At 69.9% G+C, this 16,070-nt stretch carries 15 protein-coding genes; 8 read left to right on the top strand and 7 right to left on the bottom strand.

The features are described from left to right. Positions 1-13: 13 nt before the first annotated feature. The 4 genes from BM43_RS20760 to BM43_RS20745 are packed head-to-tail and all read right to left on the bottom strand — an operon-like array spanning position 14 to position 3,175. Positions 14-808, bottom strand: coding sequence for a metal ABC transporter permease (locus tag BM43_RS20760; RefSeq protein WP_013699224.1), 795 nt, complete (start codon positions 806-808; stop codon positions 14-16). Beyond that, a complete protein-coding gene (locus BM43_RS20755) occupies positions 801-1,709 on the bottom strand; it encodes an ABC transporter ATP-binding protein (protein WP_036053011.1) in 909 nt (302 codons plus the stop codon). The genes BM43_RS20760 and BM43_RS20755 overlap by 8 nt, the downstream gene beginning before the upstream one ends. 4 nt (positions 1,710-1,713) lie before the next feature. Further along, positions 1,714-2,646, bottom strand: a complete 933-nt coding sequence (locus BM43_RS20750) for a metal ABC transporter solute-binding protein (protein ID WP_017919888.1) — start codon at positions 2,644-2,646, stop codon at positions 1,714-1,716. A gap of 58 nt (positions 2,647-2,704) precedes the next feature. Then, complete coding sequence (locus BM43_RS20745; RefSeq protein WP_017919889.1) at positions 2,705-3,175, bottom strand: Fur family transcriptional regulator; 471 nt, start codon at positions 3,173-3,175, stop codon at positions 2,705-2,707. Positions 3,176-3,417: 242 nt separating this feature from the next. Between BM43_RS20745 and BM43_RS20740 the strand changes: the two genes are divergently transcribed. The 8 genes from BM43_RS20740 to BM43_RS20705 all read left to right on the top strand — a co-directional run bounded on the left by BM43_RS20740 (position 3,418) and on the right by BM43_RS20705 (position 11,694). Continuing rightward, positions 3,418-4,194: an L-iditol 2-dehydrogenase gene (locus tag BM43_RS20740; protein WP_036053013.1), complete on the top strand. Its 777-nt coding sequence runs from the start codon at positions 3,418-3,420 to the stop codon at positions 4,192-4,194. Between the two features lie 4 nt (positions 4,195-4,198). After that, complete coding sequence (locus tag BM43_RS20735; protein ID WP_013699219.1) at positions 4,199-5,155, top strand: sugar kinase; 957 nt, start codon at positions 4,199-4,201, stop codon at positions 5,153-5,155. Next, a complete protein-coding gene (locus BM43_RS20730) occupies positions 5,143-6,513 on the top strand; it encodes a D-tagatose-bisphosphate aldolase, class II, non-catalytic subunit (protein WP_036049384.1) in 1,371 nt (456 codons plus the stop codon). Before BM43_RS20735 ends, BM43_RS20730 begins: the two co-directional genes overlap by 13 nt. A gap of 73 nt (positions 6,514-6,586) precedes the next feature. Then, a complete protein-coding gene (locus tag BM43_RS20725) occupies positions 6,587-7,915 on the top strand; it encodes an ABC transporter substrate-binding protein (RefSeq protein ID WP_013699217.1) in 1,329 nt (442 codons plus the stop codon). Positions 7,916-8,018: 103 nt separating this feature from the next. Further along, a complete protein-coding gene (locus BM43_RS20720) occupies positions 8,019-8,963 on the top strand; it encodes a carbohydrate ABC transporter permease (protein ID WP_036038560.1) in 945 nt (314 codons plus the stop codon). Then, positions 8,960-9,805, top strand: a complete 846-nt coding sequence (locus BM43_RS20715; RefSeq protein WP_036049387.1) for a carbohydrate ABC transporter permease — start codon at positions 8,960-8,962, stop codon at positions 9,803-9,805. Before BM43_RS20720 ends, BM43_RS20715 begins: the two co-directional genes overlap by 4 nt. Continuing rightward, entirely contained in the window at positions 9,802-10,506 is a 705-nt protein-coding gene (locus BM43_RS20710) for an HAD family hydrolase (RefSeq protein ID WP_036049389.1), read from the top strand. Before BM43_RS20715 ends, BM43_RS20710 begins: the two co-directional genes overlap by 4 nt. A gap of 75 nt (positions 10,507-10,581) precedes the next feature. Then, entirely contained in the window at positions 10,582-11,694 is a 1,113-nt protein-coding gene (locus BM43_RS20705; protein WP_036049392.1) for an ABC transporter ATP-binding protein, read from the top strand. 217 nt (positions 11,695-11,911) lie between these two features. Here BM43_RS20705 and BM43_RS20700 read toward each other — a convergent pair whose 3' ends face one another. From BM43_RS20700 to dalD, 3 genes are all read right to left on the bottom strand, one after another. Continuing rightward, a complete protein-coding gene (locus BM43_RS20700) occupies positions 11,912-12,859 on the bottom strand; it encodes a sugar-binding transcriptional regulator (RefSeq protein ID WP_036038397.1) in 948 nt (315 codons plus the stop codon). A gap of 62 nt (positions 12,860-12,921) precedes the next feature. Continuing rightward, entirely contained in the window at positions 12,922-14,403 is a 1,482-nt protein-coding gene (gene xylB, locus BM43_RS20695; RefSeq protein ID WP_036049394.1) for a xylulokinase, read from the bottom strand. 149 nt (positions 14,404-14,552) lie between these two features. After that, positions 14,553-15,956, bottom strand: a complete 1,404-nt coding sequence (gene dalD / locus BM43_RS20690) for a D-arabinitol 4-dehydrogenase (RefSeq protein WP_036049397.1) — start codon at positions 15,954-15,956, stop codon at positions 14,553-14,555. Between the last annotated feature and the right edge of the window lie 114 nt (positions 15,957-16,070).

Here is a 16,070-nt window from a genome sequence, read left to right as displayed (position 1 = left end):
CGCGTGTGCCGCTTCAGGCCGTCGCGCGATACCGTCCCATCAGGCTCGCCGCATAGACCAGCGCCGACAGCGCGGTGATCCAGAAGCTGGTCGGCCAGTCGGTGTAGTAGGCGAGGGTGACGCCGAACCAGGCCTCGGCCAGCGCGAACAGCGCGGCCAGCCAGACGCCGCTGGACAGGCGCGTGCTGAGGTTCTGCGCGGCGGCGGCCGGGCCGACCAGCAGCGTGAACACCAGCAGCACGCCGACGATCTGTGTGCAGGCCGCCACCGCCAGCGCGCAGATCGCCAGGAACAGCACCGACACCAGCCGCAGCGATACGCCCTTGGCCTCGGCCAGCTCCGGCTGCAGCGAGGCGAACACCAGCGGACGCATGATCGCGGCCAGCGCGATGAGGCTGACCGCGCCGATGCCGGCCAGCACCATCAGCGTGGCATGGCTCACGCCGAGCACGTTGCCGAACAGCAGGGCGGTGACCTGGGTGGCGTAGCTGGTATAGAAATGCAGGAACAGCAGGCCGGCGCCGAGCGCGAGCGAGAGGATCACGCCGATCGCCACGTCGCGGCCCGCGAGCTTCTCGCCGAGCGCGCCCATCGCGATGCCGGCCGCCAGCGTGAAGCCGACCATGCCCCAGATCGGCGAGAGGCCGAGCAGCACCGCGCCGGTGGCGCCGGTGAAGCCGACGTGCGAGAGCGCGTGACCGGCGAAGGTCTGGCCGCGCAGCACCAGGAAGTAGCCCACCACACCGGCCAGCACCGCGACGATGCCCGACGCGATGAACGCGTTGACCATGAATTCGTATTCAAACATCGTGCCGGTGTCCGTGCGTGTTGCCTTGTGCGTGGCCGCCATGCGCATGGCCGTGGCCGTGTGCGTGCCCATGCGCGCCGTGCGAATGCGAGCCGTCTTCCTCGTGTTCGTGATCGTGCTTTTCCACCTCGACGTCGCCCGACATCACGAAGATGCGGCCGTTCACGCGCATCACGTCGATCGGCGAGCCGTAGAGCCGCGACAGTACCGGCCGCGTGATCACCTCGTCGACCGTGCCGAGCGCGGCCGTGCCATTGCCGAGATACAGCACGCGATCGAGCGCGTTGAGCAGCGGATTCAGTTCATGCGCCGAGAACAGCACGGTGATGCCGAGCTCCTGCTGCACGCGCCGCACCAGCTCGACCACGCCGCGCTGGTGATGCGGATCGAGGCTGATCAGCGGCTCGTCGAGCAACAGCAGCTTCGGCGCGCCGAGCAGGCATTGCGCCAGCAGCAGGCGCTGGCGCTCGCCGCCCGACAGCTCGAACAGCGGCCGTCGGGCGAGCGCGGTGCCGCCCACCAGATCGAGCACGCGCGCCACGTCGGCGCGTACCTCGGCGCTGGCATGCGGCAGGCCCCAGCGGTGGCCGTCGGCGGCCATCGCCACGAAGTCGTGGCCGCGCACGCGGCGCCCGGCCAGCGCGCTGCGGATCTGCGGCATGTAGCCGATGGCGGGATTGCCGCGCGCCACCGGCGCGCCGGCCACCGCGATGCGGCCGGCGGCGGCGGGCACCAGGCCCAGCACCGCGCGCATCAGGGTGGTCTTGCCGGCGCCGTTGGGCCCCAGCACGCCGACGAATTCGCCGGCCTCGACGGCCAGGCTCACCTCGCGCAGGATCGTGCGTCCGCCCAGTTCGAGCGTGACGCGATCGAGCGCGAGCGCGGGAGAGGAAGAGGTCATGGGTTCAATGTCGGCCCAGCGCGGCGCCCAGCGCATCGAGCTGCGCGAGCATCCACTGCTGGAAGGTCTTGCCGGCCGGTTGCGTCTCGGTGACGCTGACGGTCGGCACCGAGGCGTCCTTCGCGATCTTCAGCATGCGCTTGGTCATCGGCTCCTCGGCCTGGCTGTTGTAGATCAGCACCTTCACCTGGCGCTTGCGCAGGTCGTTCTCGAAGGCGGCGATATCCGTCGCGCTCGCCTCCGTGTCGTTCATGGTCGCCAGCTGGAAGCGCAGGTTGCGCATTTCCAGGCCGATCGCGTCCGACATGTAGCCGAACACCGGCTCGGTGGCCGTCACCGGCACGCCCTTGTACTGCGCGCGCAGCGCGGCGACCTTGGCGTCGATCGGCTTGAGCGAGGCCAGGAAGCCGGCCAGGTTCGCGTCGTAGTCGGCCTTGTGCGACGGGTCGGCGGCGCCCAGCGCCGCGCTGATCGCCAGCGCCGCGGCCGGCATGGTGGCCGGATCGTACCAGAGATGCGGGTTGTCGCCGGGCTTCTTGCCGACCAGGTCGGCCACAACGATGGTCTTGCGCGTGGCGTTCTTCGAGGCGGCCAGCAGCTTGCCCATCCAGGGATCGTAGTCGGCGCCGTTGTAGACCACCAGGTTCGCGTGCTGCAGCGCGCGCGCCGTCTTCGGGCTGGCCTCGAACAGGTGCGGATCCTGGTCCGGGTTGCTGAGGATGCTGGTCACCGACACGTTGGCGCCGCCGATCTGCTTGATCACGTCGCCGTAGAAGTTCTCGGCGGCCACCACCTGCAGCTTGGCGGTCTGCGCGGCGGCGGGGCCGGCGAAACCGGCGAGGCCCGCCACCGACAGGGCGGCGCAGCCGGCGGCGAACCAGCGGATCAGGCGGGAGCGGGCGCGCAGCGGCGCGCGCGACGTGGCGGCGTAAGTCATGCTTGTTCCTCGACGGGGGTGGCAGTCGCGCGCCCGGAATGGGCGCGCGGCGGGTGCGTCACGCGTGCGGCGCGCCCTTGGGATGGGTCTTGCATTCGCCGCACAGGCCGGTCAGCTCGACTACCTGGCGGTGCATCTCGAAACCGTGCGCCGATTCGCAGGACGAGAGCTGGCGCGCCAGCTCGGCGCCGGGAATCTCGACCGTGTCGCCGCAGGATTCGCAGATCAGGAACTGGCCCTGGTGGGGCGGCCCGATCTCGCAGCAGGCCAGGAAGGCATTGCGCGATTCGATGCGATGGATGAAGCCGTGCTCGACCAGGAAGTCGAGCGCGCGATAGACCGTGGTGGGCGGCATGCGGCCGCGTTCGGGCGCCAGTTCGCCGATCAGGTCGTAGGCGCCGATCGGCCGCTGCGCGGCCAGCACCTTTTCATAGACCTGCCGCCGCAGCGGCGTCCAGGTGAGGCCATGCTCGGCGGCGAACGCGTCGGCACGGGCGAGGCGGGCATCCAGGGGCGAGGTCGAGGCCATGACGGGCACCTTCCGAAGGCAGGGAAAGACGAATGATATAACGTATCGCCGCCCTGTGCATGGCCTGCCGCCGCGCGCGGCTGCGCGCCATGCGGCAGCGCATCATCGAAACCGGCGCTTTCGCCTTGACAGCACCCGTTTGGTATCCGATTATTCGATCGCAATCTGAGCAAATGATCATTCGATGAGCGTTAGCTCACTGAATGCCGGATGACACCACGAACAACGAATCGGAGACACCAGTGAGATTGCAGGACAAGGTCGCGATTTTGACGGGCGCCGCCAGCGGCATCGGCGAAGCGGTTGCGCAGCGTTACCTGGACGAGGGCGCGCGCTGCGTGCTGGTCGACCTGAAGCCGGCCGGCGGCTCGCTGGCCGCGCTGATCGAGGCGCATCCCGATCGCGCCATCTCGATCACCGCCGACGTGACGCGGCGCGAGGACATCGAGCGCATCGTCGCGACCGCCGTCGAGCACTTCGGCGGCGTCGACATCCTGTTCAACAATGCGGCGCTGTTCGACATGCGCCCGCTGCTCGACGAGTCCTGGGACGTGTTCGACCGCCTGTTCTCGGTCAACGTGAAGGGCCTGTTCTTCCTGATGCAGGCGGTTGCCCAGCGCATGGTCGAGCAGGGCCGCGGCGGCAAGATCGTCAACATGTCCTCGCAGGCCGGCCGGCGCGGCGAGGCCCTGGTCTCGCACTACTGCGCGACCAAGGCCGCGGTGCTGAGCTACACGCAATCGGCCGCGCTGGCGCTGGCGCCGCACAAGATCAACGTCAACGGCATCGCGCCGGGCGTGGTCGACACGCCGATGTGGGAGCAGGTCGACGCGCTGTTCGCGCGCTACGAGAACCGGCCGCTCGGCGAGAAGAAGCGCCTGGTGGGCGAGGCCGTACCGCTCGGCCGCATGGGCCTGCCGGCCGACCTGACCGGCGCCGCGCTGTTCCTCGCCTCGGCCGATGCCGACTACATCACCGCCCAGACGCTCAATGTCGACGGCGGCAACTGGATGAGCTGAAGCCATGGCCGAGATCGTCGTCGCCGGCGAACTGCTGGCCGAATTCGTCGCCGCCCGGCGCGGCCAGGGTTTCGCCGAGCCGGGCGAGTTCACCGGCCCGTTCCCGAGCGGCGCGCCGGCCATCTTCGCCGACCAGGCCGCGCGCCTGGGCGCCTCGGTGGCCTACGCGGGCTGCGTGGGCCGCGACGCCTTCGGCGACGCGATCGTGGCGCGGCTGGCCTCGCACGGCGTGCGGACCGACGCGATCCGCCGCGTCGCGCGTCCCACCGGCCTGGCCTTCGTGGCCTACCGCGACGACGGCAGCCGCCAGTTCGTCTACAGCATCGACGGCAGCGCCTCGGCCCTGCTGGAGGCCGCCGACGTGACGGCCGCCATGTTCGAGGGCTGCCGCTATTACCACGTGATGGGTTCCTCGCTGACCAGCGAGAACGCCATCGCGGCCGTCAAGCGCGGCGTGATCGAGGCGGCCCGGGTGGGCGCGAGGATCTCCTTCGACCCGAACGTGCGCGCCGAGATGCTGGCCTTCAAGCCGATGCGCGCCGCGCTCGAGGAGCTGCTCGACGCCTGCCACCTGTTCCTGCCCAGCGAGGCCGACCTGCCGTTCTTCTGCGGCCCGCAGCCGGCCGAGCGCGCGATCGCGGGCCTGCTGGCCACCCGGCCGCTGCTCGAGCGGGTGGTGCTCAAGCGCGGCGCGGCCGGCAGCAGCGCCTTCGACCGCCAGGGCCAGATCGACGTGGGCGGCTACGAGACCACCGAGATCGATCCGACCGGCGCCGGCGACTGCTTCGGCGGCACCCTGGTGGCGAGCCTGATCCAGGGCTGGCCGATCGAGGCGGCGCTGTCGCGCGCCAACGCGGCCGGCGCGCTGGCGGTGGCGCGGGTGGGCCCGATGGAGGGCAACAGCTCGCCCGACGAGATCGTCGCCTTCCTCACCGAGCGAGGTATCGCATGTCCAGCCTGAGCCCCGCCGCCCCGCAAGCCGCCGTCGCGCCGGACACGCTCGGCGCGATCTTCGCCGCCAACCGCAAGGGCGCGCAGCGCGGCATCTATTCGGTCTGCAGCGCGCATGCCCTGGTGCTGGAGGCCGCCTTCGAGGCCGCCCGCGACGACGGCTCGCCGCTGCTGATCGAGGCCACCTGCAACCAGGTCAATCATCAGGGCGGCTATACCGGCATGACGCCGGTGGATTTCCGCCGCGAGGTGGAGGCGCTGGCCGCCCGCACGGGCTTTCCGCTCGAGGCGCTGGTGCTCGGCGGCGACCACCTCGGCCCGAACCCGTGGCGCCACCTGCGCGCCAAGGAAGCGATGCAGGAGGCGGCGACCATGGTGGCCGCCTACGTCGCGGCCGGCTTCACCAAGATCCATCTCGACGCCAGCATGGCCTGCGCCGACGACAGCGCGCCGCTGTCCGACACGCTGGTGGCCGAACGCGCGGCCCAGCTCTGCGCCGCCGCCGAGGCCGCGGCCGAGGCGGCCGGCAGCGCGCCGGTCTACGTGGTCGGCACCGAGGTGCCGGTGCCGGGCGGCGAGACCGCGAGCGAGGCCGCCGGCGTCGCCGAGGCCGATGCGGCCGACGCCGGCCCGCTGTCCCATATCCGCGTGACCCGCGCCGAGGCGATCGAGGCCACGCTGGAAGCGCATCGCGAAGCCTTCGCGCGCTACGGCCTGGAAGCGGCCTGGGCGCGCACGGTGGCGGTGGTGGCCCAGCCCGGCGTCGATTTCGACGATCGCCAGGTGCTCGACTACGCGCCGGCCAAGGCCGCCGAGCTGGCCGCCAGCATCCTCGCGGTGCCGCGCTTCGTGTTCGAGGCGCATTCGACCGACTACCAGACCGAAGCCTCGCTCGCCGCCCTGGTGCGCGACCACTTCGCGATCCTGAAGGTGGGCCCCGGGCTCACCTTCGCATTGCGCGAGGCGCTCTTCGCGCTGAGCTACATCGAGGAAGCGCTGGTCGACGAGAATCGACGCTCGCGGCTGCGCGAGGTGATCGACGAGGCGATGCGCGCGCGTCCCGAGCACTGGGCGCCCTACTACCGCGGCGACGAGGGCGCGCTGCGCCTGGCGCGCCAGTTCAGCTACAGCGACCGGATCCGCTACTACTGGCTGCAGCCGGCGGTGGCGGCCGCGGTCGAGCGGCTGTTCGCGAACCTGCGGCGGCAACTGCCGCCCGAGACCCTGGTGGCGCAATGGCTGCCCGACGTCTACGACGCGCGCCGCTCGCGTGCGCTCGGCGACGATCCGGCCGCCTGGGTCCGGTTCCGGATCCGCCACACGATTGCCCGCTACGCGCGAGCGTGCGGGATGCAGCAGGACGGGTGAGGCCGACGAGCCCGCCCGACGTGGAAAGACCGTCACAACGAAACACGAACAGCGATAAAACAGGAGACATGCCATGCAAGGACAGACGCTCATCGCCGCCGCCGCGCGACTTCTCGTGGGTGCCGCGTTCGCGTCGTCGGCGCTCGCCGCCCAGGCGGCGACGCTGACCATCGCGACGCTCAACAACCCCGACATGATCGAGCTGAAGAAGCTCTCGCCGGCCTTCGAGAAGGCGAACCCGGACATCAAGCTGAACTGGGTGATCCTCGAGGAGAACGTGCTGCGCCAGCGCGCCACCACCGACATCACCACCGGCAGCGGCCAGTTCGACGTGATGGCGATCGGCACCTACGAGGCGCCGCAATGGGGCAAGCGCGGCTGGCTCTCGCCGATGACGGGCCTGCCCGCCGACTACGACCTCAATGACGTGGTGAAGACCGCGCGCGACTCGCTGTCCTACAACGGCCAGCTCTATGCGCTGCCGTTCTACGTCGAGAGCTCGATGACCTACTACCGCAAGGACCTGTTCGCGGCCAAGGGTCTCAAGATGCCGGACCAGCCGACCTACGACCAGATCGCGCAGTTCGCCGACAAGCTGACCGACAAGGCCAACGGCACCTACGGCATCTGCCTGCGCGGCAAGGCCGGCTGGGGCGAGAACATGGCCTACGTGTCGACCGTGGTGAACACCTTCGGCGGGCGCTGGTTCGACGAGAACTGGAACGCGCAGCTCACCTCGCCGGAATGGAAGAAGGCGATCACGTTCTACGTGGACCTGCTGAAGAAGGACGGCCCCCCGGGAGCGAGCTCGAACGGCTTCAACGAGAACCTGACGCTGACCGCCTCGGGCAAGTGCGCGATGTGGATCGACGCGACGGTGGCCGCCGGCATGCTCTACAACAAGCAGCAGTCGCAGGTGGCCGACAAGATCGGCTTCGCGGCCGCGCCGGTGGCGGTCACGCCGAAGGGCTCGCACTGGCTGTGGGCCTGGGCGCTGGCGATCCCGAAGACCTCCAAGCAGCAGGACGCGGCCAAGAAGTTCATCACCTGGGCGACCTCCAAGCAGTACGTCGAGATGGTCGGCAAGGACGAGGGCTGGGCCTCGGTGCCGCCGGGCACGCGCCAGTCGACCTACGCGCGTGCCGAGTACAAGGCCGCCGCGCCGTTCTCGGACTTCGTGCTGAAGGCCATCGAGACCGCCGACGTCAACGATCCCTCGCTGAAGAAGGTGCCGTACACGGGCGTCCAGTACGTCGGGATTCCTGAGTTCCAGTCGTTCGGCACGGTGGTCGGCCAGTCGATCGCCGGCGCGGTGGCCGGCCAGATGACGGTCGACCAGGCACTGGCCGCCGGCCAGGCCGCCGCCGACCGCGCGGTTCGCCAGGCCGGCTACAAGAAGTAATTCCGTTCGAGCGTGTCACGCGATCCGGGCCGGCCGGATCGCGATGCTTCGGCGCGGGTGCCGCTGGTTCGGCGCCTCGCGCGAGATTCAAGAGGGTCCGAGCATGCGTCACCTACGTCTTCCCCTACATCACACGGCGCCCATGACCGATTCGTCTCCCGCCTCCGCCGCCTCCGCGCGCGGCAAGCCCGCCCGCTGGCTCGTCACACCTTCGGTGGCCGTGCTGCTGCTGTGGATGTCGATCCCGCTCGCGATGACGATCTGGTATTCGTTCACGCGCTACAACCTGCTGAACCCCGATGAAAAGGGTTTCGCGGGCCTGGACAACTACCATTACCTCGCCACCGATCCGTCCTTCCTGCCGGCGATCTGGCACACGCTGGTGCTGATCGTGGCGGTGCTGGCGATCACCGTGATCGGCGGCGTGCTGATGGCGGTGCTGTTCGACCGCAAGTTCTACGGCCAGGGCATCGCGCGCCTGCTGGCGATCGCGCCGTTCTTCGTGATGCCGACCGTCTCCGCGCTGATCTGGAAGAACATGATCCTGAACCCCGTCTACGGGCTGGTGGCCGGCGTGATGCGCGCCTTCGGCCTGACCCCGATCGACTGGTTCGCCGACTACCCGCTGACCGCGGTGATCATGATCGTCTCCTGGCAGTGGCTGCCGTTCGCCTTCCTGATCCTGTTCACCGCGATCCAGTCGCTCGACCAGGAGCAGAAGGAAGCCGCGCGCATCGACGGCGCCGGCCCGATCGCGATGTTCTTCTACATCACGCTGCCGCACCTGAAGCGCGCGATCGCGGTGGTGGTGATGATGGAAACCATCTTCCTGCTGTCGATCTTTGCCGAGATCTATACGACCACCGGCGGCGGTCCCGGCAACGCGACCACCAACCTGTCCTACCTGATCTACTCGCTGGGCCTGCAGCAGTTCGACGTCGGCCTCGCCTCGGCGGGCGGCATCCTGGCGGTGGTGCTGGCCAATATCGTGTCGTTCTTCCTGGTGCGCATGCTGGCGAAGAACCTGAAGGGGGAGTACGAAGCATGAGCGACCTGTCCTTGAAACAGAGCGCGGGCGGCCTCGACGCGCTCAAGCGCGCGATTCCCGGCGTGCTGGCCTGGCTGATCGCGCTGCTGCTGTTCTTCCCGATCTTCTGGATGGCGATCACCGCCTTCAAGACCGAGCAGCAGGCCTACTCGATGTCGCTGATCTTCACGCCCACGCTCGACAGCTTCCGCGAGGTGTTCGCGCGCAGCAACTACTTCGGCTTCGCCTGGAACTCGATCCTGATCTCGGTCGGCGTGACCGTGGTGTGCCTGCTGTTCGCGGTGCCGGCCGCCTACGCGATGGCCTTCTTCCCGACCGGGCGCACCCAGAAGGTCCTGCTCTGGATGCTGTCGACCAAGATGATGCCCTCGGTGGGCGTGCTGGTGCCGATCTACCTGCTCTGGAAGAACTCGGGGCTGCTCGACACGGTGAGCGGCGTGGTGATCATCTACACCCTGATCAACCTGCCGATCGCGGTGTGGATGACCTTCACCTACTTCACCGAGATCCCGCGCGACATCCTGGAAGCGGGCCGCATCGACGGCGCCACCACCTGGCAGGAGATCGTCTACCTGCTGATGCCGATGGCGCTGCCGGGCCTGGCCTCCACCTCGCTGCTGCTGGTGATCCTGTCGTGGAACGAGGCCTTCTGGAGCATCAACCTGACCAGCTCCAACGCGGCGCCGCTGACGGTGTTCATCGCTTCCTACTCGAGCCCCGAGGGCCTGTTCTGGGCCAAGCTGTCGGCCGCCTCGCTGCTGGCGGTGGCGCCGATCCTGATCGTCGGCTGGCTGTCGCAGAAGCAACTGGTGCGCGGCCTCACCTTTGGAGCCGTCAAGTGAGCGCGCCGGGCATCGAGGGACGCGACCGGCTGCTGATCTGCGACTGCGACGGCGTGCTGATCGACAGCGAGGCGGTGGCCGCCGGCGTGCTGGTGCGCGAGCTGGAAGCGCGCTGGCCCGGCGTCGAGGTGCGGCCGATCGTGCTGCCGCTGCTGGGCCTGCGCACCGAGCGCGTGCTGGCCGGCGCCGCCGCGCAGGCCGGGCACACGCTGTCGGCCGAGGAGATCGAGACGATCCGCGCCACGGTCGAGCGCGCCGCCGTGCAGGCGCCGGCGGTGGACGGCATCGACGCGGCGCTGGCCGCGATCCCGCTGCCGATCGCCTGCGCCAGCAACAGCAACCGCCCCTATGTGGAAGCGGCGCTCACCCGCACCGGCCTGAAGCGCCATTTCGGCGAGCGCCTGTTCTGCGCCGACGGCGTCGAGCGGCCCAAGCCGGCGCCCGACGTCTACCTGGCCGCCGCGCACACGCTGGGCTTCGCGCCCGAGCACTGCCTGGTGGTGGAGGACAGCGCCACCGGCATCACCGCGGCCGCGGCGGCCGGCATGACGGTGATCGGTTTCGTCGGCGGCGGGCATGCCTCGCCGTCGCAGGTCGATGCATTGCGCGCGATCGGCGCGCGCCATGTGTTCGATCGCATGGACCTGCTGCCGGGCCTGGTCGCGCAATGGATCGCGACCGGCACCGTGCAGTCGCAATGAACTGAGCCGGGCCGCCGCGCGCCGTCGAGCGCGCGTCGCCCGTCACGAACAGCAGCAAGACAGCGGAGACAAATCATGGCAAGCGTGCTTCTGCGCGATATCGGCAAGCGCTACGACGACAACGAAGTGCTGAGCAAGGTCAACCTCGACATCGCCGACGGCGAGTTCGTGGTGTTCGTCGGCCCCAGCGGCTGCGGCAAGTCCACGCTGATGCGGATGATCGCCGGGCTCGAGGACATCTCGGGCGGCGACCTGCTGATCGACGGCGTGCGCGTCAACGAGACGCCCAGCGCCAAGCGCGGCATCGCGATGGTGTTCCAGTCGTATGCGCTCTACCCGCACATGACGCTGTACGACAACATGGCCTTCGGCCTCAAGCTGGCCGGCGCGAAGAAGCCCGAGATCGACGCGGCGGTGCGCAATGCCGCCAGGATCCTGCACATCGACCACCTGCTCGACCGCAAGCCCAAGCAGCTCTCGGGCGGCCAGCGCCAGCGCGTCGCGATCGGCCGCGCGATCACGCGCAAGCCCAAGGTGTTCCTGTTCGACGAGCCGCTGTCGAACCTCGACGCGGCGCTGCGCGTGAAGATGCGCCTGGAGTTCGCGCGCCTGCACGACGAGCTGAAGACCACCATGATCTACGTGACGCATGATCAGGTGGAAGCCATGACGCTGGCCGACAAGATCGTGGTGCTCTCGAATGGCAGCGTGCAGCAGGTCGGCTCGCCCAACGCGCTCTACCATGCGCCGGCCAACCGCTTCGTGGCCGGCTTCATCGGCTCGCCGAAGATGAACTTCCTGGAAGGCGTGGCGCAAGCCGTTTCGCCCGAGGAAGTGACGGTGCGCTTCGAGAGCGGCGAATCGCAGCGCGTGGCGGTGCGCACCGGTTCGCTGCGCGTGGGCGACAAGGTGACGGTCGGGATCCGCCCCGAGCACGTCCAGGTCGGCGCGGCCGAGGGCGAGGGCGTGGCGGTGCGCACCATGGCGGTGGAATCGCTGGGCGACTCGGCGTATCTGTACGCGGAATCGAAGATCGCGCCGGACGGCATGATCGCGCGGATCCCGCCGCTCGAGACGCATCGCCCGGGCGAGGTGCTGCGCGTGCATGCGCAGCCCGAGCACTGCCACCTGTTCGACGCCGAGGGCCGTGCCTTCGAGCGCCGCCTGCCGCAGGCGCTGGCCGCCTGAGGCTGGGCCGGCAAGCGGTGGCGGCCCAGCGCCGCCCCGCTCGACACGACAAGGCCGCGCGAGTCCCGCGCGGCCTTGTCGTTTTCGGCGGCGAAATCGCGTCCGCGTTTCGATCGTCGTCCAAACGAAAACGGCGGCACCGAAGTGCCGCCGCCCGGGTTGCGCGATGTTCGCGCCATCGATCCTTTCGATTCCTTTCGATCCGCCGTCGCGCGCCTCAGTCCGCCAGCGCGGCGCGCGCGCAGCTCTCGTCGGTGACGATGCCCGACAGCCAGCCGCCGCGCAGCGCCGCCAGCACGGCCGTCTGCTTGCGCGGGCCGCCCGCGAAGCCGATGGTCGGCCGGCGCGGCGGCGCATCGAGCGAGACGCTGGTCACGCGCGCGGTGGACGGCGTGACCACGCTGCGGCCGCGCGCATCCATCGGCAGCCCGATCATCTCGGCTACCGCGCCGTATTCGATCATCTCGTTCAGTTCGTCGGCGGTGATGAAGCCGTCCACGTACAGCGGGCAGTCCGGGCCGACGTTGCCGATCCCGACGAAGGCCACGTCGGCATCGGCCGTGAGCTGCTCGACGATCCGGTACAGGCGGTGGTTGCACCACTGCGCGCGCTCGGCCACGTTGTCGGCGAACAGCGGCGCGGGCAGCAGGAAGTGCTTGCCGCCGGTCTTCTCCGAGATGTGCTGGGCCACGTCGTAGGGATTGGACGAGCCGTCCTGGGCGATCGCGCCGACCATCGACACCAGCCGGTGCTGGGGCCGCTCGATCTGCGCGATCTGCGCGACCGCGGCCTTCAGGGTCCGGCCGCTGCTGACCGCGATCACCATCGGCCGCTCCTCGTTGAGGTAGCGCTCCATCACCTGGGCGCCGGCCACCGCCAGCTTGCGGTCGATCGCGTCGGGCGTGTCGGCGTCGATCGGCACCACCTCGCAGAGCGACAGGCCGTAGCGCTCCGACAACTGCGCGGCCAGGTCGAGACAGTCGGCCACGCGATGATCGACGCGCACCCGGATCAGGTTCTTCTCGACCGCGAAGGCCACCAGCCGCTGCGCGACCGGGCGCGAGACCTGCAGCTTCTCGGCGATCTCGTTCTGCGTGTCGCCGGCGACGTAGTAGAGCCAGGCGGCGCGCGTCGCGAGGTCGAGTTTTTCGGAGGACTTGGGCACGTGGGCTGGGCTCGTCGAGCGGGCGTCTGGCTGGAAAGTTAGGGATCGTATCGCAAAGCGCGTCAGGCAAGCCGCTGTCGCGAGGGCTCGAACAGCGGCCGCACGTGGCGATACAGCGCGCGATAGGTGTCGAGGCGCTCGCGCAGCCAGGCGTGACGGGCCGCGTCGGGCACGTATTCGGCCGACAGCGGCGGCTTGGTCAACACCTGCGACGCGTCGCCGCCATCGGCCAGCCAGCCGAGCCGCGCCGCGCCGAGCGCCGCGCCGGTCGCGCCGCCGCCGAGCTGGTGGGTGCGCACGTCGAGCGCGTCGGCCACCAGTTGCGCCCAGTAGGCGCTGCGCGCGCCGCCGCCGATCAGCGCCAGCGAGGCCGCGCTGGAGCCGGCCGCCACCAGTGCGTCGTGGCCGTCGGCCAGCGCCAGCGTGACGCCTTCCAGCACCGCGTAGCCGAGCCGCGCGCGGTCGGTGCCATGCGTCATGCCGTAGAACACGCCTTGCGCGTAAGGGTCGTTGTGCGGGGTGCGCTCGCCGGACAGATAGGGCAGGAAGATCGGCGCCACGGCCAGCGCGGCCGGATCGAGCGCCTCGACCTCGGCGATCAGGGTCGGCTCGTCGGTCGAGGTCAGCTTGCAGACCCAGCGCAGGCAGCTCGCGGCGGACAGCACCACGCTCATCTGCTGCCAGCGATCGGGGATCGCGTGGCAGAACGCATGCAGGGCCGATTCGGGATAGGGCATGAAACGGTCGCCGACGATGCTCAGCACGCCCGAGGTGCCGAGCGAGACGAAGCCGTCGCCGGGCTGGGTGGCGCCGATGCCGAGCGCGCTGGTGGCGTTGTCGCCGCCGCCGCCCGCCACCACGATGCCTTCGGCCAGGCCCAGCTCGCGTGCCGCCTCGGCGCGCAAGGTGCCCGAGGGCGCGTTGCCCTCGACGATGCGCGGCATCTGCTCGCGTCGCATGCCGCCCGCCTCGAGCAGGCTGCCCGACCAGTCGCGGCGCGCCACGTCCAGCCACAGCGTGCCGGCCGCGTCCGAGGGATCGGAGACGCGGTTGCCGGTCAGCCGCAGCCGCAGGTAGTCCTTGGGCAGCAGCACGCAGTCGATCTTGCCGAACACCTCCGGCTCGTGCGTGGCGACCCAGATCAGCTTGGGCGCGGTGAAGCCCGGCATCGCCAGGTTGCCGGCCAGCCGGTGCAGCTCGGGTGCGCGGCGCGTGAGCGTCGAGCATTCCTCGTCGCTGCGCATGTCGTTCCAGAGGATCGCGGGCCGCAGCACGCGATCCTCGCGATCGAGCAGCACGGCGCCGTGCATCTGGCCCGACAGGCCGATGCCGCGCACCTGGGCGTATTCGGCCGGATATCTGGCGCGCAGCGCCGCGAGCGCCTCGCGGGTGCCCTGCCACCAGTCCTCGGGATGTTGTTCGGCCCAGCGCGGATGTGGGCGCGACACGGTGAATGGCGTACCCGCCGTGCCGACGACCGTGCCGTCGGGGGAAAGCAGCAGCACCTTGACTTCCGAGGTGCCGAGATCGATGCCGAGATACATGATGGGCGGAAGCAGTCCGTCGTCAGAGAGTCGCTACTGTAGCCGCGCGGCGCGGGCCGTGCCAATGCCGGATGACCCGCACGGGCGGGGCGCGATGGCGCCCGGGCCCGCGCCGGGCCGGTATTTCGGTCGCTAGCTCAGCCGCTGCGTCAGCGCGAGGCGAACCAGGCGTCGACGCGCGCCATCCCCGCGCGCAGCACCCGCGCGAGCCGTTCGTCGTCGGCCAGCGAGCCCCACAGCGAGCGCTCGGCGGCCAGCGCGGCGACCGGATCGTCGGCCGCCACGATCGCGCGCGCCACGCCCGGGTCCATTACGCCGTCCTGGTACTCGTAGGGCAGCAGGCCCTGCGACCAGCGTTCCAGGAAGCGCAGGAACAGGGCGGGCAGCACGGCGGTCGAGACCGGCTCGGCGCCGCGCGCGAAGCAGTCGGCCAGGGTCGGCGCGATGAAGCCGGGGATCTTCGAGAAGCCGTCGGCGGCCACGCGCTGGTTGGTGTCGAGGATGTAGGGATTGCCGAAGCGCTCCAGCACCACGTCGCGATACCGTGCCAGGTCGAGCGGGCTCGGGTTCAGCGAGGGGATCACGTCGTCGCTGACATAGTCGTGCGCGAGCTGGCGGATCGCCGCGTCGTGGGTGCCTTCGTGGATGTAGCTCAGGCCCGCCAGCGTGCCGGCCCAGGCGATGCAGCTGTGGGTGGCGTTGAGGATGCGGATCTTCGCTTCCTCGTAGGGATGCACGTCCTGCACCAGCTCCGCGCCGGCCTGCTCCCAGGCCGGGCGGCCCGCCACGAAGCGGTCCTCGATCACCCACTGGATGAAGGATTCGCCCATCACCGGGCAGGCGTCGTCCACGCCGGTGGCGGCTTTCACGCGCTCGGCCACGTCCGGCGTGGGGCGCGGCGTGATGCGGTCGACCATCGCGCTCGGGCAGGACACGTTGGCGTCGAACCAGGCCAGCAGCCCGGCCAGGCCGCGCCGTTCCAGGAACTCGCGCATGCCAGCCTCGAAGCGCGCGCCGTTGCTGCGCAGGTTGTCGCAGCTTTGCAGCGTCAGCGGCCCGGCGCCGCGCGCCTGCCGTTCGGCCAGCAGTGCGGCCAGCGCGCCGTAGATGGTGGTGCGCGCGCCCTGCAGGTCGGCGGCCAGGTCGGGGTTGCCGGCGTCGAGCCGGTTGTGTTCGTCGAGGTAGTAGCCGCCCTCGGTCACCGTGAACGACACGATGCGGCAGGCCGGATCGGCGCCGGCCTCGACCAGCGCCTTCAGGTCGATCGACCAGGGCAGCACGCGCGTGATCGAGCGGATCGTCTCGTAGGCGCGTTCGCCGCCGGGCGTGACGGTCTCGAGCGTGTAGGCGCCGTGCTGGGCGGCCAGCGCGTCCATGGTGGCGCGCATGTCGTCGCGGATGTTGGCGACCACCAGCGACCATTGGCCGGCGGTGTCGCCCGCGGCCGCGGCGGCTTGATTGACGCGATGCAGGTACCAGGCCTGATGGGCGCGGTGGAACGAACCGGCGCCGATATGCAGGATCACGGGCGCGACGGTCGGCGGAGGATTCATCCCTTGTCTCCTTGTGGCCGAAGACGGCCTCGTTAAGATCATTTGCTCGCTTTGTGAGCGAATGATCTTATTCGGGCTGGGGAAAGTCAAGGCGGATGGCGCGGATTTCGATGC

Source organism: Burkholderia gladioli, from assembly GCF_000959725.1.
GTDB lineage: Bacteria > Pseudomonadota > Gammaproteobacteria > Burkholderiales > Burkholderiaceae > Burkholderia > Burkholderia gladioli.
The sequence above is the reverse complement of the archived record's forward strand: the minus strand, read 5'-3'. Positions and strand labels throughout refer to the sequence as shown.

Bases quoted from the DNA above. Each gene is read 5' to 3' on its own strand.
- BM43_RS20760 (WP_013699224.1), bottom strand. From the start codon at position 808: ATGTTTGAATACGAATTCATGGTCAACGCGTTCATCGCGTCGGGCATC.
- BM43_RS20755 (WP_036053011.1), bottom strand. From the start codon at position 1,709: ATGACCTCTTCCTCTCCCGCGCTCGCGCTCGATCGCGTCACGCTCGAA.
- BM43_RS20750 (WP_017919888.1), bottom strand. From the start codon at position 2,646: ATGACTTACGCCGCCACGTCGCGCGCGCCGCTGCGCGCCCGCTCCCGC.
- BM43_RS20745 (WP_017919889.1), bottom strand. From the start codon at position 3,175: ATGGCCTCGACCTCGCCCCTGGATGCCCGCCTCGCCCGTGCCGACGCG.
- BM43_RS20735 (WP_013699219.1), top strand. From the start codon at position 4,199: ATGGCCGAGATCGTCGTCGCCGGCGAACTGCTGGCCGAATTCGTCGCC.
- BM43_RS20730 (WP_036049384.1), top strand. From the start codon at position 5,143: ATGTCCAGCCTGAGCCCCGCCGCCCCGCAAGCCGCCGTCGCGCCGGAC.
- BM43_RS20725 (WP_013699217.1), top strand. From the start codon at position 6,587: ATGCAAGGACAGACGCTCATCGCCGCCGCCGCGCGACTTCTCGTGGGT.
- BM43_RS20720 (WP_036038560.1), top strand. From the start codon at position 8,019: ATGCGTCACCTACGTCTTCCCCTACATCACACGGCGCCCATGACCGAT.
- BM43_RS20715 (WP_036049387.1), top strand. From the start codon at position 8,960: ATGAGCGACCTGTCCTTGAAACAGAGCGCGGGCGGCCTCGACGCGCTC.
- BM43_RS20705 (WP_036049392.1), top strand. From the start codon at position 10,582: ATGGCAAGCGTGCTTCTGCGCGATATCGGCAAGCGCTACGACGACAAC.
- xylB (WP_036049394.1), bottom strand. From the start codon at position 14,403: ATGTATCTCGGCATCGATCTCGGCACCTCGGAAGTCAAGGTGCTGCTG.
- dalD (WP_036049397.1), bottom strand. From the start codon at position 15,956: ATGAATCCTCCGCCGACCGTCGCGCCCGTGATCCTGCATATCGGCGCC.